The organism is Paraburkholderia caledonica NBRC 102488, assembly GCF_000685095.1.
Taxonomy (GTDB): domain Bacteria; phylum Pseudomonadota; class Gammaproteobacteria; order Burkholderiales; family Burkholderiaceae; genus Paraburkholderia; species Paraburkholderia caledonica.
Genome location: NZ_BAYE01000015.1, coordinates 12,729 through 31,777 on the forward strand (window position 1 = coordinate 12,729; position 19,049 = coordinate 31,777).

14 protein-coding genes are annotated in these 19,049 nt (G+C 64.1%); 1 reads left to right on the top strand and 13 read right to left on the bottom strand.

Annotated elements, in window-relative coordinates; all coding sequences use genetic code 11:
• Positions 1 to 3 precede the first annotated feature (3 nt).
• The 10 genes from BCA01S_RS25210 to BCA01S_RS25255 form a co-directional block, all read right to left on the bottom strand.
• Positions 4 to 618: a DUF4136 domain-containing protein gene (locus BCA01S_RS25210; protein ID WP_244146065.1), complete on the bottom strand. Its 615-nt coding sequence runs from the start codon at positions 616 to 618 to the stop codon at positions 4 to 6.
• Positions 619 to 658: 40 nt separating this feature from the next.
• On the bottom strand, positions 659 to 3,247 hold the full coding sequence (locus tag BCA01S_RS25215) for a CHASE2 domain-containing protein (RefSeq protein WP_027779297.1): 2,589 nt from the start codon (positions 3,245 to 3,247) through the stop codon (positions 659 to 661).
• A gap of 76 nt (positions 3,248 to 3,323) precedes the next feature.
• Positions 3,324 to 4,808 carry a FecR domain-containing protein gene (locus tag BCA01S_RS25220; RefSeq protein WP_027779298.1) on the bottom strand — a complete coding sequence of 495 codons (1,485 nt, stop codon included), beginning with the start codon at positions 4,806 to 4,808 and terminating at the stop codon, positions 3,324 to 3,326.
• Entirely contained in the window at positions 4,805 to 5,542 is a 738-nt protein-coding gene (locus tag BCA01S_RS25225; RefSeq protein WP_027779299.1) for a response regulator transcription factor, read from the bottom strand. Before BCA01S_RS25225 ends, BCA01S_RS25220 begins: the two co-directional genes overlap by 4 nt.
• A gap of 1,246 nt (positions 5,543 to 6,788) precedes the next feature.
• Positions 6,789 to 7,469 carry a septal ring lytic transglycosylase RlpA family protein gene (locus BCA01S_RS25230; protein ID WP_027779300.1) on the bottom strand — a complete coding sequence of 227 codons (681 nt, stop codon included), beginning with the start codon at positions 7,467 to 7,469 and terminating at the stop codon, positions 6,789 to 6,791.
• An 89-nt stretch (positions 7,470 to 7,558) separates the two neighbouring features.
• A complete protein-coding gene (locus tag BCA01S_RS25235; protein ID WP_027779301.1) occupies positions 7,559 to 8,365 on the bottom strand; it encodes a peptidoglycan DD-metalloendopeptidase family protein in 807 nt (268 codons plus the stop codon).
• A 152-nt stretch (positions 8,366 to 8,517) separates the two neighbouring features.
• The gene (locus BCA01S_RS38110; protein ID WP_027779302.1) at positions 8,518 to 8,802 is read right to left on the bottom strand and encodes a hypothetical protein; all 285 of its coding nucleotides are present in this window, start codon (positions 8,800 to 8,802) and stop codon (positions 8,518 to 8,520) included.
• A gap of 209 nt (positions 8,803 to 9,011) precedes the next feature.
• Complete coding sequence (locus tag BCA01S_RS25245) at positions 9,012 to 9,272, bottom strand: hypothetical protein (RefSeq protein WP_027779303.1); 261 nt, start codon at positions 9,270 to 9,272, stop codon at positions 9,012 to 9,014.
• A gap of 232 nt (positions 9,273 to 9,504) precedes the next feature.
• Positions 9,505 to 12,969 (bottom strand): DEAD/DEAH box helicase, encoded by a 3,465-nt coding sequence (locus BCA01S_RS25250; protein WP_027779304.1) that lies wholly within the window; start codon positions 12,967 to 12,969, stop codon positions 9,505 to 9,507.
• Between the two features lie 238 nt (positions 12,970 to 13,207).
• Positions 13,208 to 14,071 (bottom strand): DeoR/GlpR family DNA-binding transcription regulator, encoded by an 864-nt coding sequence (locus BCA01S_RS25255; RefSeq protein WP_027779305.1) that lies wholly within the window; start codon positions 14,069 to 14,071, stop codon positions 13,208 to 13,210.
• A gap of 279 nt (positions 14,072 to 14,350) precedes the next feature.
• Here BCA01S_RS25255 and BCA01S_RS25260 point away from each other — a divergent pair, with 279 nt between their 5' ends.
• Entirely contained in the window at positions 14,351 to 16,831 is a 2,481-nt protein-coding gene (locus BCA01S_RS25260) for a GcvT family protein (RefSeq protein ID WP_027779306.1), read from the top strand.
• A 10-nt stretch (positions 16,832 to 16,841) separates the two neighbouring features.
• On the opposite strand, the gene BCA01S_RS25265 is transcribed toward BCA01S_RS25260, so the two are convergent.
• The 3 genes from BCA01S_RS25265 to BCA01S_RS25275 all read right to left on the bottom strand — a co-directional run bounded on the left by BCA01S_RS25265 (position 16,842) and on the right by BCA01S_RS25275 (position 18,858).
• Positions 16,842 to 17,381 (bottom strand): cytochrome b, encoded by a 540-nt coding sequence (locus tag BCA01S_RS25265; protein WP_027779307.1) that lies wholly within the window; start codon positions 17,379 to 17,381, stop codon positions 16,842 to 16,844.
• Entirely contained in the window at positions 17,378 to 18,472 is a 1,095-nt protein-coding gene (locus BCA01S_RS25270; RefSeq protein ID WP_027779308.1) for a catalase family peroxidase, read from the bottom strand. The genes BCA01S_RS25265 and BCA01S_RS25270 overlap by 4 nt, the downstream gene beginning before the upstream one ends.
• Positions 18,473 to 18,591: 119 nt before the next feature.
• Positions 18,592 to 18,858, bottom strand: coding sequence for a DUF4148 domain-containing protein (locus BCA01S_RS25275; RefSeq protein WP_020071520.1), 267 nt, complete (start codon positions 18,856 to 18,858; stop codon positions 18,592 to 18,594).
• Positions 18,859 to 19,049: the final 191 nt, after the last annotated feature.

Below are 19,049 nucleotides of genomic sequence, written 5' to 3' on the forward strand. Positions count from 1 at the left end.
GCGTTATCGTTGCAACGGCATCACCGAGACCACTTCAGGCAGGCTGCCTTTTGGATTCGGGCGCAATTTCACGCGCCAGTCGGTTGGTGCGTCGAACGGGAATTGCACTAGGGCGCTTCTGATCAGCGCGGGCGTGGCGCGCAGCGGATCGGCGTCGCGGTCTGTACTGGCTGCGCTGACCTTGTACACTTCCCGCCCGCTCTCGCGTTCGAAAAACCGCAGCGTGAGCGTATGACGGTAAACGCGTGCGCCGAATAGCGAGACCGATGCGTCGGTCTGCGGGCCGCAATTGCCAGACGCACAGTCGCTCACACCAACGCCGATTTGCGCGGGCCGCGTCTCGTATCCGACTGAGAGCACGTAATGCGCGGGCCGCTCGGCCGTATCCGCGAAACCCTGCTTCGCGAGTTCGTCGCGCAGCACGGTTTCGAACTGCGCATGGTCGGCGCGCGCTTCCTGCGTCGGCGGACCCGCGAATGTGTACGTCCGCTCGCCAGCAAATGCGGCTGCTGGCGTCGCGGCGTGCACGTCGGCGTGCATGCCGGTACATCCGGCGAGCGTCGCCACAGCAAACGCGATACAGACAAGAGTCGCGTTCACCGCTTTCATCGCATTCATCGCTTTCACAATTCGCTCCCCGATTCGATAAGACGCGCGCTCAGGCGTCATGACGCCGGCTCGCAGGCCGATCCAGTTGCGCTTCTTCCAGTGCCGGCAGATAGATCGTGACTGCCGTGCCCCGCCCGGGCGCGCTCGCCACGTTGACTTCACCGCCATGGCGCGTGACCACGGTCTTGACGAAGGCCATGCCGAGCCCGGCGCCGCCCACTTCTGGCCGCTCTGTTTCGTGAAAACGTCTGAAGCGTTCGAATAGCTGTGCCTGCTGCTCTTGCGGTATCCCATAGCCCTGGTCGCGGATCGTGCACGACACGCGTCTCGTCGCGCGATCCGATGTAACGGCCGAAGTGAAACCGGCCGTCGTCGAGGTGCGCGCGGGCACCACGTGCGATAGCTCGCAGGTGATATGCGTATCGGGCGGACTGTATTTGACTGCGTTGTTCAGGATGTTGACGAGGGCACGCGTCAGGAGCGAACGATCGGCGCAGATCCAGTGGCCCTCGTCCCCGTTATCGCCTATGTCGCGGCCTTCTGCCGATAGGTCTGTTTCCGTATGCAACGCGATCCGCTTCGCGTGTGCCTGCGGCCAGACCTCATCGCTCGCGTCGATCATCAGCTCAGCGAGATTCACCGGCTCCAGCATGTAGGTTTGCGACTCGGCGCGCGCGAGTTGTACGAAGTCATCGGCGAGTGTCAGCGCACGTTGCGCGTAACGTTCGATGCGCTCAAGCAAGCCGCGCGCGAGCACCGGCTTCTCGCGGGCCCGCTCGATCTCGACGAGGGCCAGGATCGACGCCTGCGGCGAGCGCATATCGTGGGACAGCAGCCGAAGTGCGTCTTCGCGCTGGCGCTCGGCGGCGTGCAACGCAGAGACATCGACGAGGCCGGCTATCCATCCGGTCGTCTCGCCCTGAGCGTTCGTGCAGTTCGCGCAACGCAGCAGATGATCGCGCCCGTCGGCGTCGCGCACCTCAACGCCCTGCGCCATCAGTGCGGCAAATTCGCGGCTCGTGGGATCGAGCAGCGCGGGCCAGTGCGCGCGGGACAGCAAATCGTTTTCGGCATCCGATCCCGCTCCGCTGTCGATGGCCTTGACGAACGTCAGGCCACCCAGCACCGTCTGCATGGAACGCCCCTCGGGCATCGGCGCACCAAGCCGTGCAAAGTGCGCCTTCGCGGCATGGTTCGCGATCAGCACGATGCCCTGCATGTCACTCACGAGAATCGGCTCGGGCATGCTGTCCAGGCTGTCCCACATAAAGCGCTTCATGTCCTGCACGCGTTGGGCGGCTTGCGCCATCAGCGCCATGTGCTGTTCGAGCACGTCGCCGCCGAACTGGCGCCGGCGCTGCGGCGTTTGCGGCGTTTGCGGCAGCAGATGCGGTTCGTCCGCGAGACGCTGCAACTCCTTGCGCAGATACGCCATCGTCATTTCGAGGCGGCGCCAGTTCCAGATCGGATAAACGGCAACCACACCGAGAATCGCGGGCACGGGCGACAACCACAGCTGCGCGCCGTACAGCAGAATCGCACTGCCGGACATCGCGAGCAGGCACAGCGCGCCCGTCAGCAGCAGCGAGCGGCGCGGCGACAGCACGAGGAAACCGGCCAGCAACGCCGCGAGCGGAGCCAGTGAGACGACGAGCAGCAGCCATCGTGCGGCAGGCGCGACTTCGCGGCCGGTGAGCAGCGTATCGAGCACGTTCGCGTGGATATAGACGCCGGGCAGCGGCCCCAATGCACCGGATACCGGCGTCGCAAACCGGTCGTAGAGACCCGATGCGGTCACGCCGATTACGACGATGCGCCCGCGCAATTTCTCGGGCGGGACCTGGCCCGCGAGCACGCTCGCGAAACTGAGCTTCGCGTAGCTCTGTGCATTCGGGCTGAACGGGATCAGGAAGCGGCCGTCGCTCGCAGCGTCGTTGCGCGCACCGGTGCCCCGATCGCTTGCGTCGCTCGCCGATTCCAGAGACGCGCGCCTCGCCGACTGCACATTCAACCCTAGCGCGCCGCGTTCTGCCGCGCGCGCCACCGTGAGCATCAACTGCGGCCAGCGCGAGTCGGCGTCGCCTTCGAACTGGGCGACGCTGCGCACGATGCCGTCGCTGTCCACTTCGAGATTGATATGCCCGAGGCCGGCCGCCGCGCGCACGAGCGGCGCCACCGGTTCGACGACGACAGCCGGTGCGCCTCGCCCGACATCCGTGAGGAGCACCGGCAGATAGGTCGGACTCAGCGCAATGGCGCGGGCAAGTTCGGCATCGTCGGGATTGGCTTCTGTGAAGAGCACGTCGTAGACGACCGCGGCGGGCTTTGCCTTCGCGACCTGCTCGAGCAATCGGGCGTGTACGCTGCGCGGCCACGGCCAGCGGCCGAGTTGCGCGATGCTTTCATTATCGATTTCCAGCACGACGATGTCCGGCAGCACCGCCTGCGCATGCAGACTCAGTAAGCGGTCGTACACCAGATGATCGACGCTCGCGCTCATGCGACCCAACGAACTGAGCGCGATCACGACAAGACCCAGGCATCCGATAGCCGCCCATTCGATCAGAAAACGACGGCCGGCGCGCCGTCCGAGACGGGCGCGCGGGTCGAGGCTCAAGCGCGTGGATGTGTTGGGCAAGGCGTGATGTCAGAAGGTAGAAAGCCAAAAACAGCGAGCGGACCGGGCCACTTCCGGGCCAGTGAATCTACCAGCGTCAGCGCGCAAGCGTGAACGTGCGAACTGCGCTGGCCGTCTCGTACAAGCGGCCGTTGTCGAACTGCTCGGCAACGATGGTCCAGTAATAGACGCCTGGCGGCAGATCGCTCACCACCAGTTGCCCGCCCGTCAGATCCGCGCGGTCGACGATCGGATGACGCAGATTGGCCGTCGTCGCCATGACGAAGCGAAAACGCGTTTGCGCCGACGCCGGCGCGCGGCTCACGAACCAGCGAAATTCGTAATCGTGGCTGCCCACGCGCGCCGCGGCCGACGCACCGACCGCGAATTGCCGTCTCTCGAAGGCATACACCTGCGGCAAACCTTCGAGCCCGTTCGCGTCGATCGCCGCAATGCGCACGAAGTACGTGCCGTCTGCCAGATCGCCGAAGTCCGCATGTGGCGCGCTCACACGAATGTCGCGGATGAGGTCGAGCTGGTCGGCGTCGCGAGAGATCTGCACGCGGTAGGTTGGTGCGGTGTCGGCGGTTGCAGCGGCCTCAGCCGGAATCAGATCGAAAGCCACCGTCTTGCCGTCTTGCACTCTCGCCGGCTCGCTGAGCGCAGGCGCGGGAAGCAGCGCAACTGCATTGCCTACCGCGGCGCCGCCTCGCGTCACGCTGCCAAAGCGCGCCGTGAGCAGTTGCGCCGACGCCCGCAGCGGCACGCCTGGCGGCGGTGCAGACTTGCGCGAAAGCGCCGCGACCGGGTCGACGCCGACCGCGCCGTCCAGCACTTCGACAGCCGTGGTTTGCGCGTCGCCGTCGTAAGCGACCCTGAAGCGCGTTCCACGCACGCCCGCAACCACCGAAGGCGAACGGATCTGGAAGCGGTCGTCTTTTTTCGTCGCATGCGTGACCTGGCTCTCGACCTGCCCGCGGCGCAGTTCCAGTTGACGGTCGCCCGCGCCCGTCAGCGTGGTCCGCCGCAACCTGTCGATGTCGAGCGCGCCGTCCTGCGTCATCGTGAGATGAGAGCCGTCGGACAACTCCAGTGTGACGAAACCGTTGGGCCCGGTGCGGATGCGGTCGCCTTCGCCAAGCGTCGCGCCCGTCATGAGCGGCAGATAAGGGCTCCCGCCCGACGCATGTTCGGCCGGACCGCTCGTCGCGATCAAACGTGCCGTCTCCGGGTCCTGCTTCAGTTTGTCGGCTGGCAGACGCAGCGCAATGCCGGCCGGCATGCGACGCGGTGCGGGCACGTGATTCAGGCGACTGAGCACGGCCCAGTCGGCGGTGTCGCTGAGATAGCGGCTCGCGATTTCATAGAGCGTGTCGCCTGCCTGCGTCACATAGGAAACATAGGCGGGAGGCGCGGTTTTCGCGCGCTGCTTTGGCGCGCGTGACGGCTGCGCATGTGCCGAAGCGGACGCGAAGCAGGCGAAGGCGAAGAGTCCCGCGGCGGCCAGCACGGCGCTCGCGCGGCGGCCAGCCGAGCCGGTCCTGCCGCGTATAACTGAAGCGTCGTCGACGCAAAACGTCACGCCTGCCCCGCTTGCGAACGGTCTGCGGCTGCCGGTGTATCGCTCGCTGACTCCAGCCGCTCCAGTCTGTAGCCATAGCCGTAAATTGGCGTCAGACGGTAGCCGTGTTCGGGCCGCAGGCCGAGCTTGCTGCGCAGCATCGACACGTGCGTGTCCATCGTGCGCGACGGAATGTCCGTCGCCTGCTTCCAGACGACGTCGAGAATATGCGCGCGCGACAGCGGCCGGCTCAGATGCTGGAACAGCAACAGCGCGAGTTCGAACTCCTTCTGGGTGACCGCCACCTTGGTGCCGCGCACCACTACATGCTTTGCATGCAGATCGAACTCGAATTCGCCGAAGACTTCCGTCGCCGCCGACGGCTTCAGGTGATAGGCGCGGCGCAGCAGCGAACCGACGCGCGCGAGCAGTACGGCGGCCGGGACTGGCTTGACGACGTAGTCGTCGGCGCCGATGTTCAGGATCGACGTAATGTCGCTCTCCTGGCCGCGGCTCGTCATGAACAGCACGGGCAAGCGTTCTGACAGGCTTTCTCGCACCCAGCGCAAGACTTCCTCGCCCGACATATCAGGCACATTCCAGTCGAGCACGAGCAGGTCGAATGACTGGCGCCGCAACTGCCGCACCAGTTCGCGCCCCGCGCCGTATGCGTGACAGACATGGCCCGCTGCCGACATTGTTTGGCAAACCAGATCGGCCTGCGCCGAATCGTCATCCAGGACAGCAATTCTCATAAAAACCCCGCAACGCGACTTCGTCGTTTGTTCGTCGTTCGTTCGTCGTTTGCCGGTAACGGGCGCAGCGGCGCATCAGCGGCCGCGACCATTACCGGCAAGCCGGCGGATCGACCGGGATGCCTGTACTCGCTTGCACCGGCTTTCCGGCCTTTCATTCATCTTCGGTTCGAAGTTTGTTTGACTCTCTTTCGACTAATGGTCCTTCGCCTCGCGCCCCGTACAACCCTGCTGCCACCCCATCTCAAAATTAGCGCGCATTTTTCGATTTGGGAGCGGCGATTATCAACCGCCGATAATCATAATCGAAAAGACGGGCGATCTTTGCTGAATGCCATTAAACGATTCCGCGGCAGCTGTCGGCTCGCATGCCGCTTCTGCCGGTTTTGCGCGCCGTTCCCGACGCCTCTCAGGTCCCGCCGGCCAGTTTCAGCCTGCATGGGCTTGCCATATAAAAAAGTGGTCTCTCTCGCACGGTACAAGCCCCGCGCCTGTCTTTTCAAACCGCGACAAGCTTTTCGGGATGCGGCGATTTGACAATTTGAGTGAGTATAGAAACGGTCTCAAAATAAATCGTTTAAGGATTGTCAAATTGGTGGGTGCCGCTGTTGTAGATGCGCAATAAAGCCGTCAAGTCCGTACAAACCAGTCGAAAGAAAATGGATGAGTGGATAGCCACATCGACCTCACACTGTTGCCACGTGTAATTAATCGCGGAGCAAAGCTTTCAGGTTATATCTTGGTCAACCGCTCAATAACCGTGTCGCGCTCCGCTTGCCCGGGCGTCCCGCGCGTCTCGCGCGGCTCAGCCGGCGCGCCGCCTGAGGCGGTTGTCCGACAGTACGCCAGTGTGTCGTTGCGCGCCGGCCGTCGATAGCAAAAAAAACGGCGTCGTGCCTGGTCAGGACGACGCCGCTAAAAAACATCACACGCTCGCGGGGGCTACCTCACGAGTGCACAGAAATTAACCGCTCAGAAATTGATTCTCAAGATGAAAGAACTACGTTTGTAACGAACGACGCGGTAGATATTACGCAGGCCATAACAACAACCGCCGACGTTGCAACCCCGCGCGGCAACGAATCATCGGGATGAAAAGTGCGGCCGTGTGAACATTTACAGACGGCGATGATTTGTTACACCAGGCCGTAAAGCGAGAAACTCGCACGCCAGAACTGCATTCTCTCGCGCATGAGTCACGCGTATTCCGGCCGCAGCGGAACCTGCCAAAGAAAGCGGCCAACGCTCATGCTGCCCGGTCTACGCAGCGACGAGCGCCGTCCAGACCACGCGCGGGCGCAATGTGTTCGAGCTTGACGGGCAAGGTACCCGCAACGTTCACACCAATCGCCTCCGCAGCGGCATACGATAGATCGATGATCCGTCCGTGCACGAACGGCCCACGGTCGTTAATGCGCACGATCACCGAGCGTTCTCGCCCCACTGCCGTCACTCGCACACAGGCGCCCAAGGGCAAAGTGCGGTGCGCCGCGGTCAATGCGTGCATGTTGTAGCGCTCGCCACTCGCGGTGCGACGACCATGGAACATCTTCCCGTACCACGACGCGAGGCCGGTCTGCAGAAAGCGCCTGCTGCAAGCGCAAGCCGGCGCGGCCGGCGAATCGTCATCTGCGGACTGCGCGTCGGATCGCGGCTCGGCAGCCGATAAGCTCGGGGCAAGTGCAGCGCCGCGCTCGTCGCCATCGTTGTAGCCGCCTTGCAACGCATGAGGCGCTGTCTGCCCGACTGTACGAATGGGCGGCGCGCCGCTGCTCAGCCCGGCGGGTTCGACGACCGACGGCGCGCAACCCGCCAGCGCCCACACACAGCCAAGCGACGCGAGCGTGAGACCGAGAGGATTTGCAGCCGCGCGAAGAAAACCGGTAAAACCGGTTGAGCCGGTGCGGTGGGTGAAGCGAAAGGTCATAGGGCATTCCATTGCGCAGCGCGCTGCATGTAACAGCACGCCGCGTCGGTCCGGTTCGAGGAAAGCGGCAATGCCGCGTGGGCACCGGCTTAAGGGCGCTTCGGAAGATAGAGGAGCGGATCGACAGGCTTGCCGCCGTCGCGCACTTCGAAATGCAAAGACGCGTCGCCGTGGGAGTCCGACGAAAGCTCGGCAATCGCCTGCCCTTTCTTCACGAGCGCGCCGTCTTTCACCAGCAGCGCGCGGTTGTTGGCGTAGGCGGTCAGCAAATGTGAGTCGTGCTTGATGATGATCAGCAGACCATAAGCCGCAATGCCGCCTCCCGCGTACACGACTCTCCCGCTCGCCGCCGCTCTCACCTGTTCGCCAGCGGCCGCAGCGATCGCAATTCCCCTGGTTTTTCCTGCGACGAACGGCGCTTCAACCGGCCCGTTGACCGGCCATGCGAGCCGCGCTTTGCCGATGGGCGCGACACTCTGCACTGCTTTCGCGCGGGGTTCAGGGCTTGCAGGCGTGCGCGCATTTAATCCGGCAGGCGTGCTCGCCACTCCCGGTGGCGGCGCGACACGCAGCAGTTGCCCGGCATCCAGTGCGCCATCCGCCGACAGGTGATTCCACTGCGCAATGGCCGCAGCATCGCGGCCAAAAGCCTTGGCGATGCCGGTCAAGGTATCGCCCGAATTCACCCGATAGAACCCAGCCGGAACCATTGCCTCATTAGGCACTGCAGGCACTGCAGGCACTGCGGGCGGCCAGCTGGAGTGCCACGCTAACGGCGGACTGGCGGGCGGGCCGCTCGGCGCGAGCAGGGAGCAACCGCTTAGCGCGCCTGCCAACGAGAAGACGAGCAGGATTGGGACAGCCGGTGTGGCGAAACGGGGCAAACAGATTTTCATTGAAGCAGTGGGCGAGATCGGGGTAGTGCAAGGCGGCGCATCGGGCGACCGTTGCTGCGGCGGCGCGGCGATCGGCATGGCCGTCAGCACGGCGAGGTCCGCCTGTCAACACGCTGCGCAGGCGGCGGGCGCGTTCAGTGCGGGCGAGAACATCAGCAATCGTGTTTCTTCGCGTGGCCCGGCGGGCAATGAGCGTCGCGATTGAAGCGATAAGCATCGTTGTGGCCTGCTGCACGCGTGCGCCGCCCTTCCCACTCGTCGCGGCTCCACGAACGATGACCGTCCCAATAGCGTCCGTCGTGCCAGTCTTGTGTCGCTGGAGCATTCGCAGTCGTGCGTGTGGACGGGCTGAGCTCGAAGCTGAAGCTCTTTGCCTGAGCGACGACGGACAGGCTCATCGCGCAGCCGAATGCGATCGAAAGACAGATACGTTTCATATATAGTCCTAACTAAACCGAGGTGAATCCAGGCGGCAACGCGAATGAGGCTCTGCGCCGACGACCGGCGACCGACGGCCAGCCACCGAACCGCCTGAAGACCGAGTGTTGTGTCTTGCGCAGGTTTTCTTCGATGAACCGCAGGCAGCAAACGGGCCGATGTCATGCACCGGCCCGCGTCTTCAGAGGCTCGCTAGGCGGCGTAACGGTTACGGCTTGGCGGGCGCTGCTTCGTCGGACACCGGTGCGGCGCCCTGTCCGCCGCCGGCAGCCGATGCTGCATGGTGCGAATGCTTATGCGCGTGCTTGTGTTGCTTCGTGGTGTGATGGTGCTTGACTGCCGGCGCTGCTTCCTGCTGAGCAGTAGCAACAGCAGCTTGCGACGATGCCGCGACCGGTGCCGAAGCTTGCGCAAACGCTGCGATCGAGAAAAGGCCGGCAACAGCGGCGGCGACGAAATGCTTGTTCATAACGGTTATTTCCTTAACGTACTGAGTTGACTGACCTGATGACGGTCGCGTGTTCAACGAGTACGGGAAGCAACCGTTGACGGCAGGCAGACAAACTCCGCGTTTCTTGACGACTTGTGACGTCTTTGAACAATGCGGAGTCAAATCTGGGAATATTGGATACCGGAAAACGTCGGCATTCAGTGGCTGAAGAGTGCGCGACTCGCGCGCACTGTCCCGGAAACGGTTCGCGTCACCTTCCGCCTTCGAGCTCGGGCATCGGCGCGAACAGCGCGTCGATGTCGTCGTCGGAGAACTTGGCTGCGCCGGCGGCGTCTTCCGAAAGAATGCTGTCGGCAAGACCTGCCTTCTGCTCCTGCAACTCCACGATCTTTTCTTCGATGCTGCCCGCCGCGATCAGTTTGTAGACGAACACGGGCTTATCCTGTCCGAGTCGATGCGCACGGTCGGTGGCCTGATTCTCGGCGGCGGGATTCCACCACGGGTCGTAGTGGATCACGGTGTCCGCAGCGGTGAGGTTCAGGCCCACGCCGCCCGCCTTCAGGCTGATCAGGAACAGTGGCACCTCGCCTTGCTGAAAGCGCTCGACGGGCGTGATCCGATCCGTCGTGTCGCCCGTCAGGATCACATAGGGAATCGCCGCTTCGTCCAGCGCCTCGGCGATCAGCGCGAGCATGCCGGTGAACTGCGAGAACAACAGCACGCGGCGTCCCTCTTCGATCAGTTCCGGCAGCATGGACAGCAGCAGGTCGAGTTTGGCGGAGCGCATACCTCGCGCGCCCTTTTCCGCCTTATCAGGGCTCGCCAGTTTTGGCGCTGCGTCCTCGCTGCGTTCGGCGCCCTCGTTCGCGGTCCTGAGCGTGCGCACCAGTCGCGGATCGCAACACACCTGCCGCAGCTTCAGCAGCGCGTCCAGCACGACGATGTGACTGCGCGCTAGGCCCTGTGCGCTCACGGCCGCGCGCACCTTCTCCTGCATCGCCGTACGCACGGTTTCGTACAGATCGCGCTGGGCGCCTTCCAGATCGACGGAACACACGATTGTCGTCTTGGCCGGCAACTCCTTCGCGACCTCGTCCTTGCGACGCCGCAGCATGAACGGCCGGATGCGACGCGCAAGCAACGAACGGCGCACGCCGTCGTTATTCTTTTCGATCGGATTGCGCCAGCGGCGCGTGAAATCCTTCTGGCTGCCGAGAAAACCCGGCAGCAGAAAATCGAACTGCGACCACAGTTCGCCCAGGTGATTTTCGAGCGGCGTGCCGGTCAGACACAGCCGGTGCCGCGCGTTCAAGCCACGGATTGCCTGCGCGGCTTTCGTCGTCGCGTTCTTCACGTACTGCGCCTCATCGAGAATCAGCAGGTGATATTCGTGTTCAGCGAGTACCTTCTGGTCGCGCCACAGCAAGGCGTACGTCGTCAGGATCAGTTCATGTTCGCCGATCTGATCGAAGCGCTCCTTGCGTTGCGGGCCATTCAGCACCAGCACCTTCAGTTCGGGCGCGAAGCGCCGTGCCTCCTCGCGCCAGTTGTGCACGAGCGTGGTCGGCACCACGATCAGCGCCGGCCGGTCGAGCCTGCCCGCTTCCTTCTCGGCGAGGATATGCGCAAGCGTCTGCACGGTTTTGCCAAGGCCCATGTCGTCGGCGAGTACACCGGCGAGACCCTGCTCGCGCAGATACTGCATCCAGTTGAGACCCTGCTGCTGATACGCGCGCAGTTCAGCGCGCAGACTGCGAGGCACCGGCACCTCGCGCAAGCCGGGACCGGCTTGCAGACGCTGCGCGAGTTCGCGAATGGAATCGTCGCCGCGAAATTGCCAGCGTCCCGTATCGCTCAATGCCTGGAGGCGGCCTGCGTCCACGGAAGGCACGCGCAGCGGCGCGCCCTCGGCCAGGCTCGCACCGAGCGAGTCGAACAGATCGACCAGCACGCGCACCACCGGCTTCAACCGGTCCGCGCGCAGCCGCAGGCGCTTGTTCTCTTCGGTCTTCAGTTCAATCGGCTCGTCGTCGGCGATCGCCTCCAGCGTGCCGCCCACCCAGCGCCGGTCGCGCCGGAACAGATCGGCGAGCAGCGGCTCGAGCCGCACATTGCGCTCGCCGATGCGGATACCCATTTCAAGATCGAACCAGCCGTCGCCCGCCTGATGCGCGGTGCCGTCGATCGCGTCGATCTCGATGACGTTGTAGCGGAACTCGGGCGCCATCGTCACGCGCCAGCCTTTGCTGACGAGTTCCGGCACCGCGTCGCTGACAAACGAGGACCAGGCGTCCGCATCGCCCAGGCCGAGCATCGTATCGGGCAGTTGCCGCGACGTGAACACGCGGCTCGTGGGCACCTTCTGCAGCCCGCTCTTGCGAAGTTCGAGCAGGCGCTTCTTCTCGACCTCGTAGCGGCGGCGGATATGAATGACGTCGCCGCCCGGCATGGGCACGAGTGTCACGCTGCTGTCCACGTTGATGCTGACGCCGTCGTAGTCGAAGCTCACGCCGGCCAGTTCGACGGCCAGGCCTTTTGCCTTTCCGGCGGACGGCAACGCGTGGCTATTGAGCGTCAGCACAGGCACCGGCTCCACGTCGATCACCCGGATCGCCCGCGAATCATGCGTGGGCGGCAACGGCAAATCGGGCGCAACCTCCCGCAGCACCGACGCGACAAGGGGCGCTTCGGCGAGCGAGATCGGCGGCATTGCGAGGTAATCGGGCAATTGCTGGAACGGTAGCGACGAGCGGACCACACCCGCCTCGTTTGCCGCGCCGTCCACATACCAGACGGGCTCGGTGGGCAACACCATGCTCGCGCGCGGCTCGGTGCACAGAACCGGGCGCAGCCGCTGGTCGGCAAGCGGCTCCCATTCGATGCGCCCGGGCCGGTCGGCCGCGCGCGTGAGCGGCGTGGGGCCGTCATCACCGGGCGCAATTCTGAAGTCGACGAAGAGGCGCCCGGTGGCAATGAGCTTTTGCAACATCTCCGCGCCGTTCGTGCCGCGCAGAATGAATTGCCCGAAATCTTCGCGGGAACGGCCGAGCCACAGGCCGCGCAAGATGGAGAGGTCTTCGTCCGATACGAACCCCGGTTGCTTGACGAGCGCCGCTTCGACGTTGCCCCACGTTTCGCCGACGGAGACGATCCGACCGTCCGGATCGCAGCGCGCGCGGTGCAGCACGACCTCGTGCCGCATGTGGAAGTCGGACCAGTTCAGCCGATAGGCGAGCGTCTCGGTGCGCGCGGCGCTTGCCTTCTGGACAGCCGCATCGGCGGCTTCCACGCGTGCCCGGAAGCGTTCGAGCCAGCTGACCAGTTCGGGACGCACGCCAGGTTGCAAAGCAGCGCGTTCCGCCGATGCAGATCGGGCGAAAACGGCGGCGCTATCTTCGCGCTCATTGCCGTCCACGTCGATGATGTGGTCCATCTCGTCGTGGTATTCGAGCTCGGCCAGCAGCAGCGCGGCGACGTGCTTGCAATTGCGGCCGACCGGGCACGTGCAGTCGCTCTGCGCCCACGGCAAGCCGCCGTCGGTGCGAAAACGGACACGCGTTCTGTAAGGAAGCGGCTGCGAGCCCTGTACGTCGCCAGTCAGCGTGGCCCCGTGCCATGCGACTTTGCTGACGGGCCCGACCGCGCGCGCCTTGGCGACGGTGTTCTCACCGAGCCATTCTGCAATCCGTTCCCGATCAAAGAAAACTGACGACATCAGGGTGCATCCTCTTCAAGCCGGCGAAGGCAGGCGGCGCGGAAGGCAACTGCCGGCGGACGGCGCAGTCCACCGCTTCGTTCGCCCGGAGCCAGGCTGCCAGTGATAACCGGCCATTTTACGCGTCGGCGGGAATTGGCTGTGCGCGGGCGGCGCTCGCGTGGGGCGAGGCTCTGGGCGGGGTTGGGTGTGCGTTCGCCAGTGTCCGCGTTCGAACCGCTCTCAGCGAGGCCGGTTGCTAGCGCGGGCGCGCGCCGTTCTTGCCGTTCCCGTCGTTCCCGTTCTTCGGGTCGTACTGGTCCTGCCCACCCTTCTCGCCGCTTCTCGCCCCGCCGCCGGGCGGCGCGCCGACGAGCACCTCGACACCTGCGGCCGTCAACACTTGTGCAAGCGCCGGCGCGGGAGTTTCGTCGGTAACCAGCAGGTCCACGCAATCGGCGGCAAACGCGTGCAGCAGCGCGCTATGTCCGAATTTGGCGTGGTCCGCTGCGACCACGCGACGCTCGGCCTGAGCGAACGCCGCGAGCGAATACGCGACGTCGGCGGGAAGCGCGTCCATGAAATGCCCCTGCATGTCGATCGCGGTCACGGAGACGATCGCGTAACGCACATGAAACTGGCGCAGAAAAGCTTGAACGCTGTCGCCGATCGCGGCGCTGTCGTCGGCACGCAGTTCGCCGCCCGCGATGAACACGCGGTTGCCGTTGCGCGGCGCGAGCAGCCGGGCCACTTCGATGGAGTTGGTCACGACCGTGAGCCGCGAGCGCGCCGTCAGCGCCCGCGCGATATGCACGCAGGTGCTGCCGCCGTCGAGAATCAGAGAGTCGCCGTCGCGCACCAGTTCAGCGACGCGCGCGCCGATTGCCCGCTTGCCCGCGAGGCTGGCCGCCATGCGCCGCTCGAACGGCGGTTCGTCGAGGCGCTCGGGCAGCATGATGCCCCCGTGGACTTTGAGAAGCAGGCCCTGCGCAATCAACGGTTTGATATTGCGGCGGATAGTCTCGTCTGAAACCTCGAAGCGCGCCGCGAGACCGGTGATCGTACAGGTGCGTTGCTCGCGGACAAGCTGCAGGATTTCGCTCTGGCGTTGGGTCGAGAACATGGAGTGCGCAAATGTGGACTTCGGTGAGTCTAACAAAAACCACAGTTCAGCGTGAGACTTCACATCGATTCCCACGCAAAGCCACATTTAAGTCTGCAGTGATTGCAAAGCGGTCGACTCAGGGTCCGCGCCACGCTATTAGCGCCCGTACAGTAAGTGTCGCAAGCGATAAATGACAGCCTCATGTCAAGCTGCCACCTCAGAGCTTGCAACGACCTCCCGTTGCATTATGTGCATTTAAGCGTCAATCTTCGCGTACCGGTCCTCTAATTCCAACACATGTCCACATCTATCCCTCAGCACGCGCGCGTCGTCATCATTGGCGGCGGCATCATTGGTTGCTCGGTTGCGTACCACTTGACCAGGCTCGGCTGGACCGACGTGGTCCTGCTCGAACAAGGCCAGCTTTCCTGCGGGACGACGTGGCATGCGGCCGGTCTGGTCGGCCAGTTGCGGGCTCAGGAAAGCATGACGAAGCTGATCCGCTATTCGACCGCGCTTTACGCGGAACTCGAAGCCGAGACTGGTCTTGCAACGGGCTGGAAACAATGCGGCTCGCTGTCGGTCGCCCGCACAGCCGAGCGGATGACTCAACTCAAGCGCACCGCCGCCGTGGCTCGCGCGTATGGCGTGGCCTGCGACGTGATCAGCGCGCGCGAGGCCGGCGATCTATGGCCTGTCATGCGCACCGACGACCTGCTGGGCGCCGTCTGGCTGCCCGGCGACGGCAAGGCGAATCCCACCGATCTGACTCAGGCCCTGGCTCGCGGCGCCCGCATGCGCGGCGCGCGCATCGTCGAGAACACGCGTGTGACGGCTATCCACACAAGCGACGCGCACGGCGCGCGGGAAGCGACTGGGCTTGCGTGGCGCAACAAGAACGGCGAAGAGGGGACGATTGGCGCCGAGATCGTCGTGAATTGCGCCGGCCAGTGGGCCAAGGCCGTGGGCCGCCTGTGCGACGTGACGGTGCCGCTGCACTCGGCCGAGCACTACTACATCGTCACCGAACGCATTGCCGGCGTGCACCCCGACCTGCCCGTCATGCGCGATCCGGACGGTTTCATCTATTTCAAGGAAGAAGTGGGCGGCCTCGTCATGGGCGGTTTCGAGCCCAACGCGAAACCGTGGGGCATGCAAGGCATTCCCGAACACTTCGAATTCCAGCTGCTACCCGACGATTGGGATCAATTCGAAATTTTGATGACGAACGCGCTGCAACGCGTACCCGCGCTCGAAACGGCGCAGGTACGCCAGTTCTACAACGGTCCCGAATCGTTCACTCCCGACAACAACTTCATGCTCGGCGAGGCGCCCGAGTTGCGGCGCTTTTTTGTCGGCGCGGGTTTCAACTCGATGGGCATCGCCTCGGCGGGCGGCGCCGGCATGGCGCTGGCCGAATGGATTGTGGCGGGCGAGCCGACCATGGATCTGTGGCCGGTCGACATTCGCCGCTTTGCGCGCTTCAACGGTAACGACACGTGGCTGCACGATCGCGTGAAGGAAACGCTAGGCCTGCACTATGCGATGCCGTGGCCCAATCGCGAACTCGACAGCGCCCGTCCGTTTCGCCGCTCGCCGCTCTACGCTTTGCTGCACGAGGACGGCGCGTGTTTCGGCAGCAAGATGGGCTGGGAGCGCGCCAATTTCTTCGCGCCGACGCGCGACGAAGCACGCATCGACTATGCGTTCGGCCAGCAGAACTGGCTGCCGTTAAGCGGCGCCGAACACCGTGCGTGCCGTGAACGCGTGGCGCTCTTCGACATGACGTCGTTTTCCAAATTTCTTGTCAAAGGCCGCGACGCGCAAAGCGTCCTTCAAAACCTGGTTGCGAACGACGTCGATGTGCCGCCGGGCACCACGGTCTACACCGGCATGCTCAACGAACGCGGCAATTACGAATCGGACTTCACACTCACGCGCCTCGCCGCAGATCAATACCTGCTCGTCACCGGCACGGCGCAAACCACGCGCGACTTCGACATGATCGACAAAGCAATTCCGCGCGATAAGCACTGCGCGCTCGTCGACGTGACGAGCCAGTATGCGGTGCTCGCCGTGATGGGGCCGCGCTCGCGTGAACTTCTGCAAAGCGTGTCAAAAGCAGACTGGCGCAACGAGTCGTTCGCGTTCGGCCAAAGCCGCGAAGTCGATATCGGCTATGCACCCGTGCGCGCGACCCGCCTCACCTATGTCGGCGAACTGGGCTGGGAACTGTACGTGCCGGTCGAATTCGCAGTGGGCGTGTACGAGATCCTGCATGAAGCCGGCAAGGCGTTCGGCCTCGTCAATGCGGGCTACTACGCGATCGACTCGCTGCGCATCGAAAAAGGTTACCGCGCATGGGGCCGGGAGCTCACACCGGACATGAATCCGTTTGAAGCGGGCCTTGCATTCGCGTGCAAACTCGATACCGACATTCCATTCCGCGGCCGCGACGCACTGCTCGAACTCCGCGGCAAGCCGCTGCGCCGCCGCATGGTGGTGCTGACCGTGGACGGCGCAGCGGATCGCACGCTCTGGGGCGGCGAAGCGATTCTCCGCGACGGCAAACCGGTCGGCTTCGTGAGTTCGGCGGCATTCGGCCATACGCTCGGCTGTCCGGTCGCGATGGGCTACGTCAACAACTCCGATGGCGCAGCAGACTCCGCGTATCTGACGAGCGGCGCATATGCGATCGACGTAGCCGGCGAATTGCTGCCGGCTACTTTGCACCTGAAAGCGCCTTACGATCCTCGCTCCGAGCGAATCCGCAACTAGCGCGCGGCGTCTAGCGACCGCCGCGCGCCATGCTCGAAAACACGCCGTCGCGGCGGATCAGGCCGTGAAACAGGGCCGCCGCGAGATGCAGCAGCACCGTGCCGAACAGCGCAAAAGCAAGCCACGTGTGCAACGCGCGCAGCACCGCGAAAAGTTCGACGTTATGCGGCGCGATCGGCGGCAAATGCAGCGGACCCCATAGCGTGAGCGGATAGCCCGCCGCGGACAGCATCGCCCAGCCGATCAGCGGCATCGCAAACATCAGTGCATAGAGCACCGCATGCGAGCCCTTCGCCGCCATTTTTTGCGATGCGGGCATGTCGTGAGGCAATGGCGGACTGCCGCGCCGTATGCGCACGCTTGCGCGTATCACCACGAGCAGCAGCAGAGCGATGCCAAGCGGCTTGTGAATCGCAATCAACGTGTCATGCGCGCGCGACACCGTTGCGACCATGCCTACGCCGATAAACAGCATCGCGACGATGAGCGGCGCCATCGTCCAGTGCAGAAACCGCGCTAGCGGACTGAAGTGCGTGCGGGTCCGCGTCATGAGCGCTCTCCATGTGTCGTCGGGGTTTGATGAAGCTCGGGATGCAGCGTTTCCTCGCGCGTGCGGCGCTTGAACGACAGCGCATAGGCCGCCGAGCGCGCGGCGAGCAAAGGATCGTCGGACGGCGCGATGCCCGACGGCACGATCGTCGGATCGAAATTGACGTCGCGGCAAGCGCCGTTTTCCTGCGACGTGCTGCGTTCGATCACGAGTGTCCCCGCGTCGATATTTTCCCGATCGGACGGCCATTGCAGCGTGGCGTCGTCGGTGGGGTCGCCCGGATGGGCAACGGTCAGGATCAGATGCCAGCGCAACGGGCCGCTCTGCAGACGCTCGTCCAGGTCCGCCGCGAGGAAATTCTTCCCGGCCTTTTGCGCGTCCGTAATCGGCGCGTACGGCGTCTCGGGCACCATCGCCCAGCGCACCGCGCGCGTGTCGCCGCTCTGGTTGGTGAAGCGGAACGCGTTGATTCCGTAGTACGCGGCGTTCGCGAGGCTCGACGAAGGCGGATGCGCTTTCACCCACGCCTGGAAGGGTCGGGTCTCCGGATTGGCTGCATAAAAGGCCTTGAGCCGGGCCGGGTCTGGTTTGCCGGTCGCCGGATCGGGCGTTGCGGCGAGCAGTTGCTGATAGAACTGCTCAGGCGTATGCACGGCGAAGACCGGTGTCGAGTTCATTCCGGTCCGCCACTGCTCGCCGTCCTTCAATTGAAAGAGCAGCGCCAGACTGCGCACCGGGGAACTCGTATCGGGCGCGGACGGATTGCCGCCGGGCACCGCAAAGCGTCCGGTGACCGGCGTGCGTCCGGGTGCGAATACGACGGCCCGCGAGACACGCTCGCCCTGGCCATTACTGTCGAAATAACCTTCGACGCACAGGCCCTTCGCATGATTGCGCCGATAGCCCGGATGCGGTTGACCCGCCACGGCCTGCAGCGTATCGACGATGCGCGGCGCGCTCAGGCGTTGCGGCGTCAACCACCCCGCCGTATAAGCGAAGCCGCCTGCGGACAGAAGCACGACGGCGCCTATCGCGGCAAGCCGGCACGGCACGCAGCGAGGTAGATGATCGGGAACGGTGTTTTTTGTCACGGAGACTCCTTGCTGAATCGATGCGTTGATTTGCTAACACGCGCGGCGCAAGTCTATTCCGTTCGATTTCCGGCGCGCCCGTTCGCCACGCGCGCCGGCCATCGGCATTTCAAATGCCCTCAATTCATGCTGTCCGTCGGCCTGGCGTCGCTCGCGACGCGGTTCGCGGCCGCCTCGGCAGCAAGCGCCTGCTTGTGTTGTTCGACCATATGCGCGAAGACGGGGCTGACGTCCGGATATGATGCGTCGGTCACGTAATCGAGACCGTTCTGTTGTGCCTGGATCAGTTCCTGGTAGACCTCAGCACGGGTTTTTCCTTGCGCAAAAACATTCGACGATGCGGCCAGAACGACGACGGACAATGCGGCAAAAGCAATCTTCTTCATGATGAATTCCGGTGAGCTGGTTGCGGGTTTGCATCAGGGAGAACCACGCCTCACCGGCTTTTATTCCTGCGCAAGCCACGTGGGAAAAACATTTCCATTGCGCGGAATAAAGCAATTCGCGAACGGGTTTGCTAGCTTCCGCGACGTCGCGATGGCACAGTAAAAGATGTTGCGCAAACCCGGTTACGAGA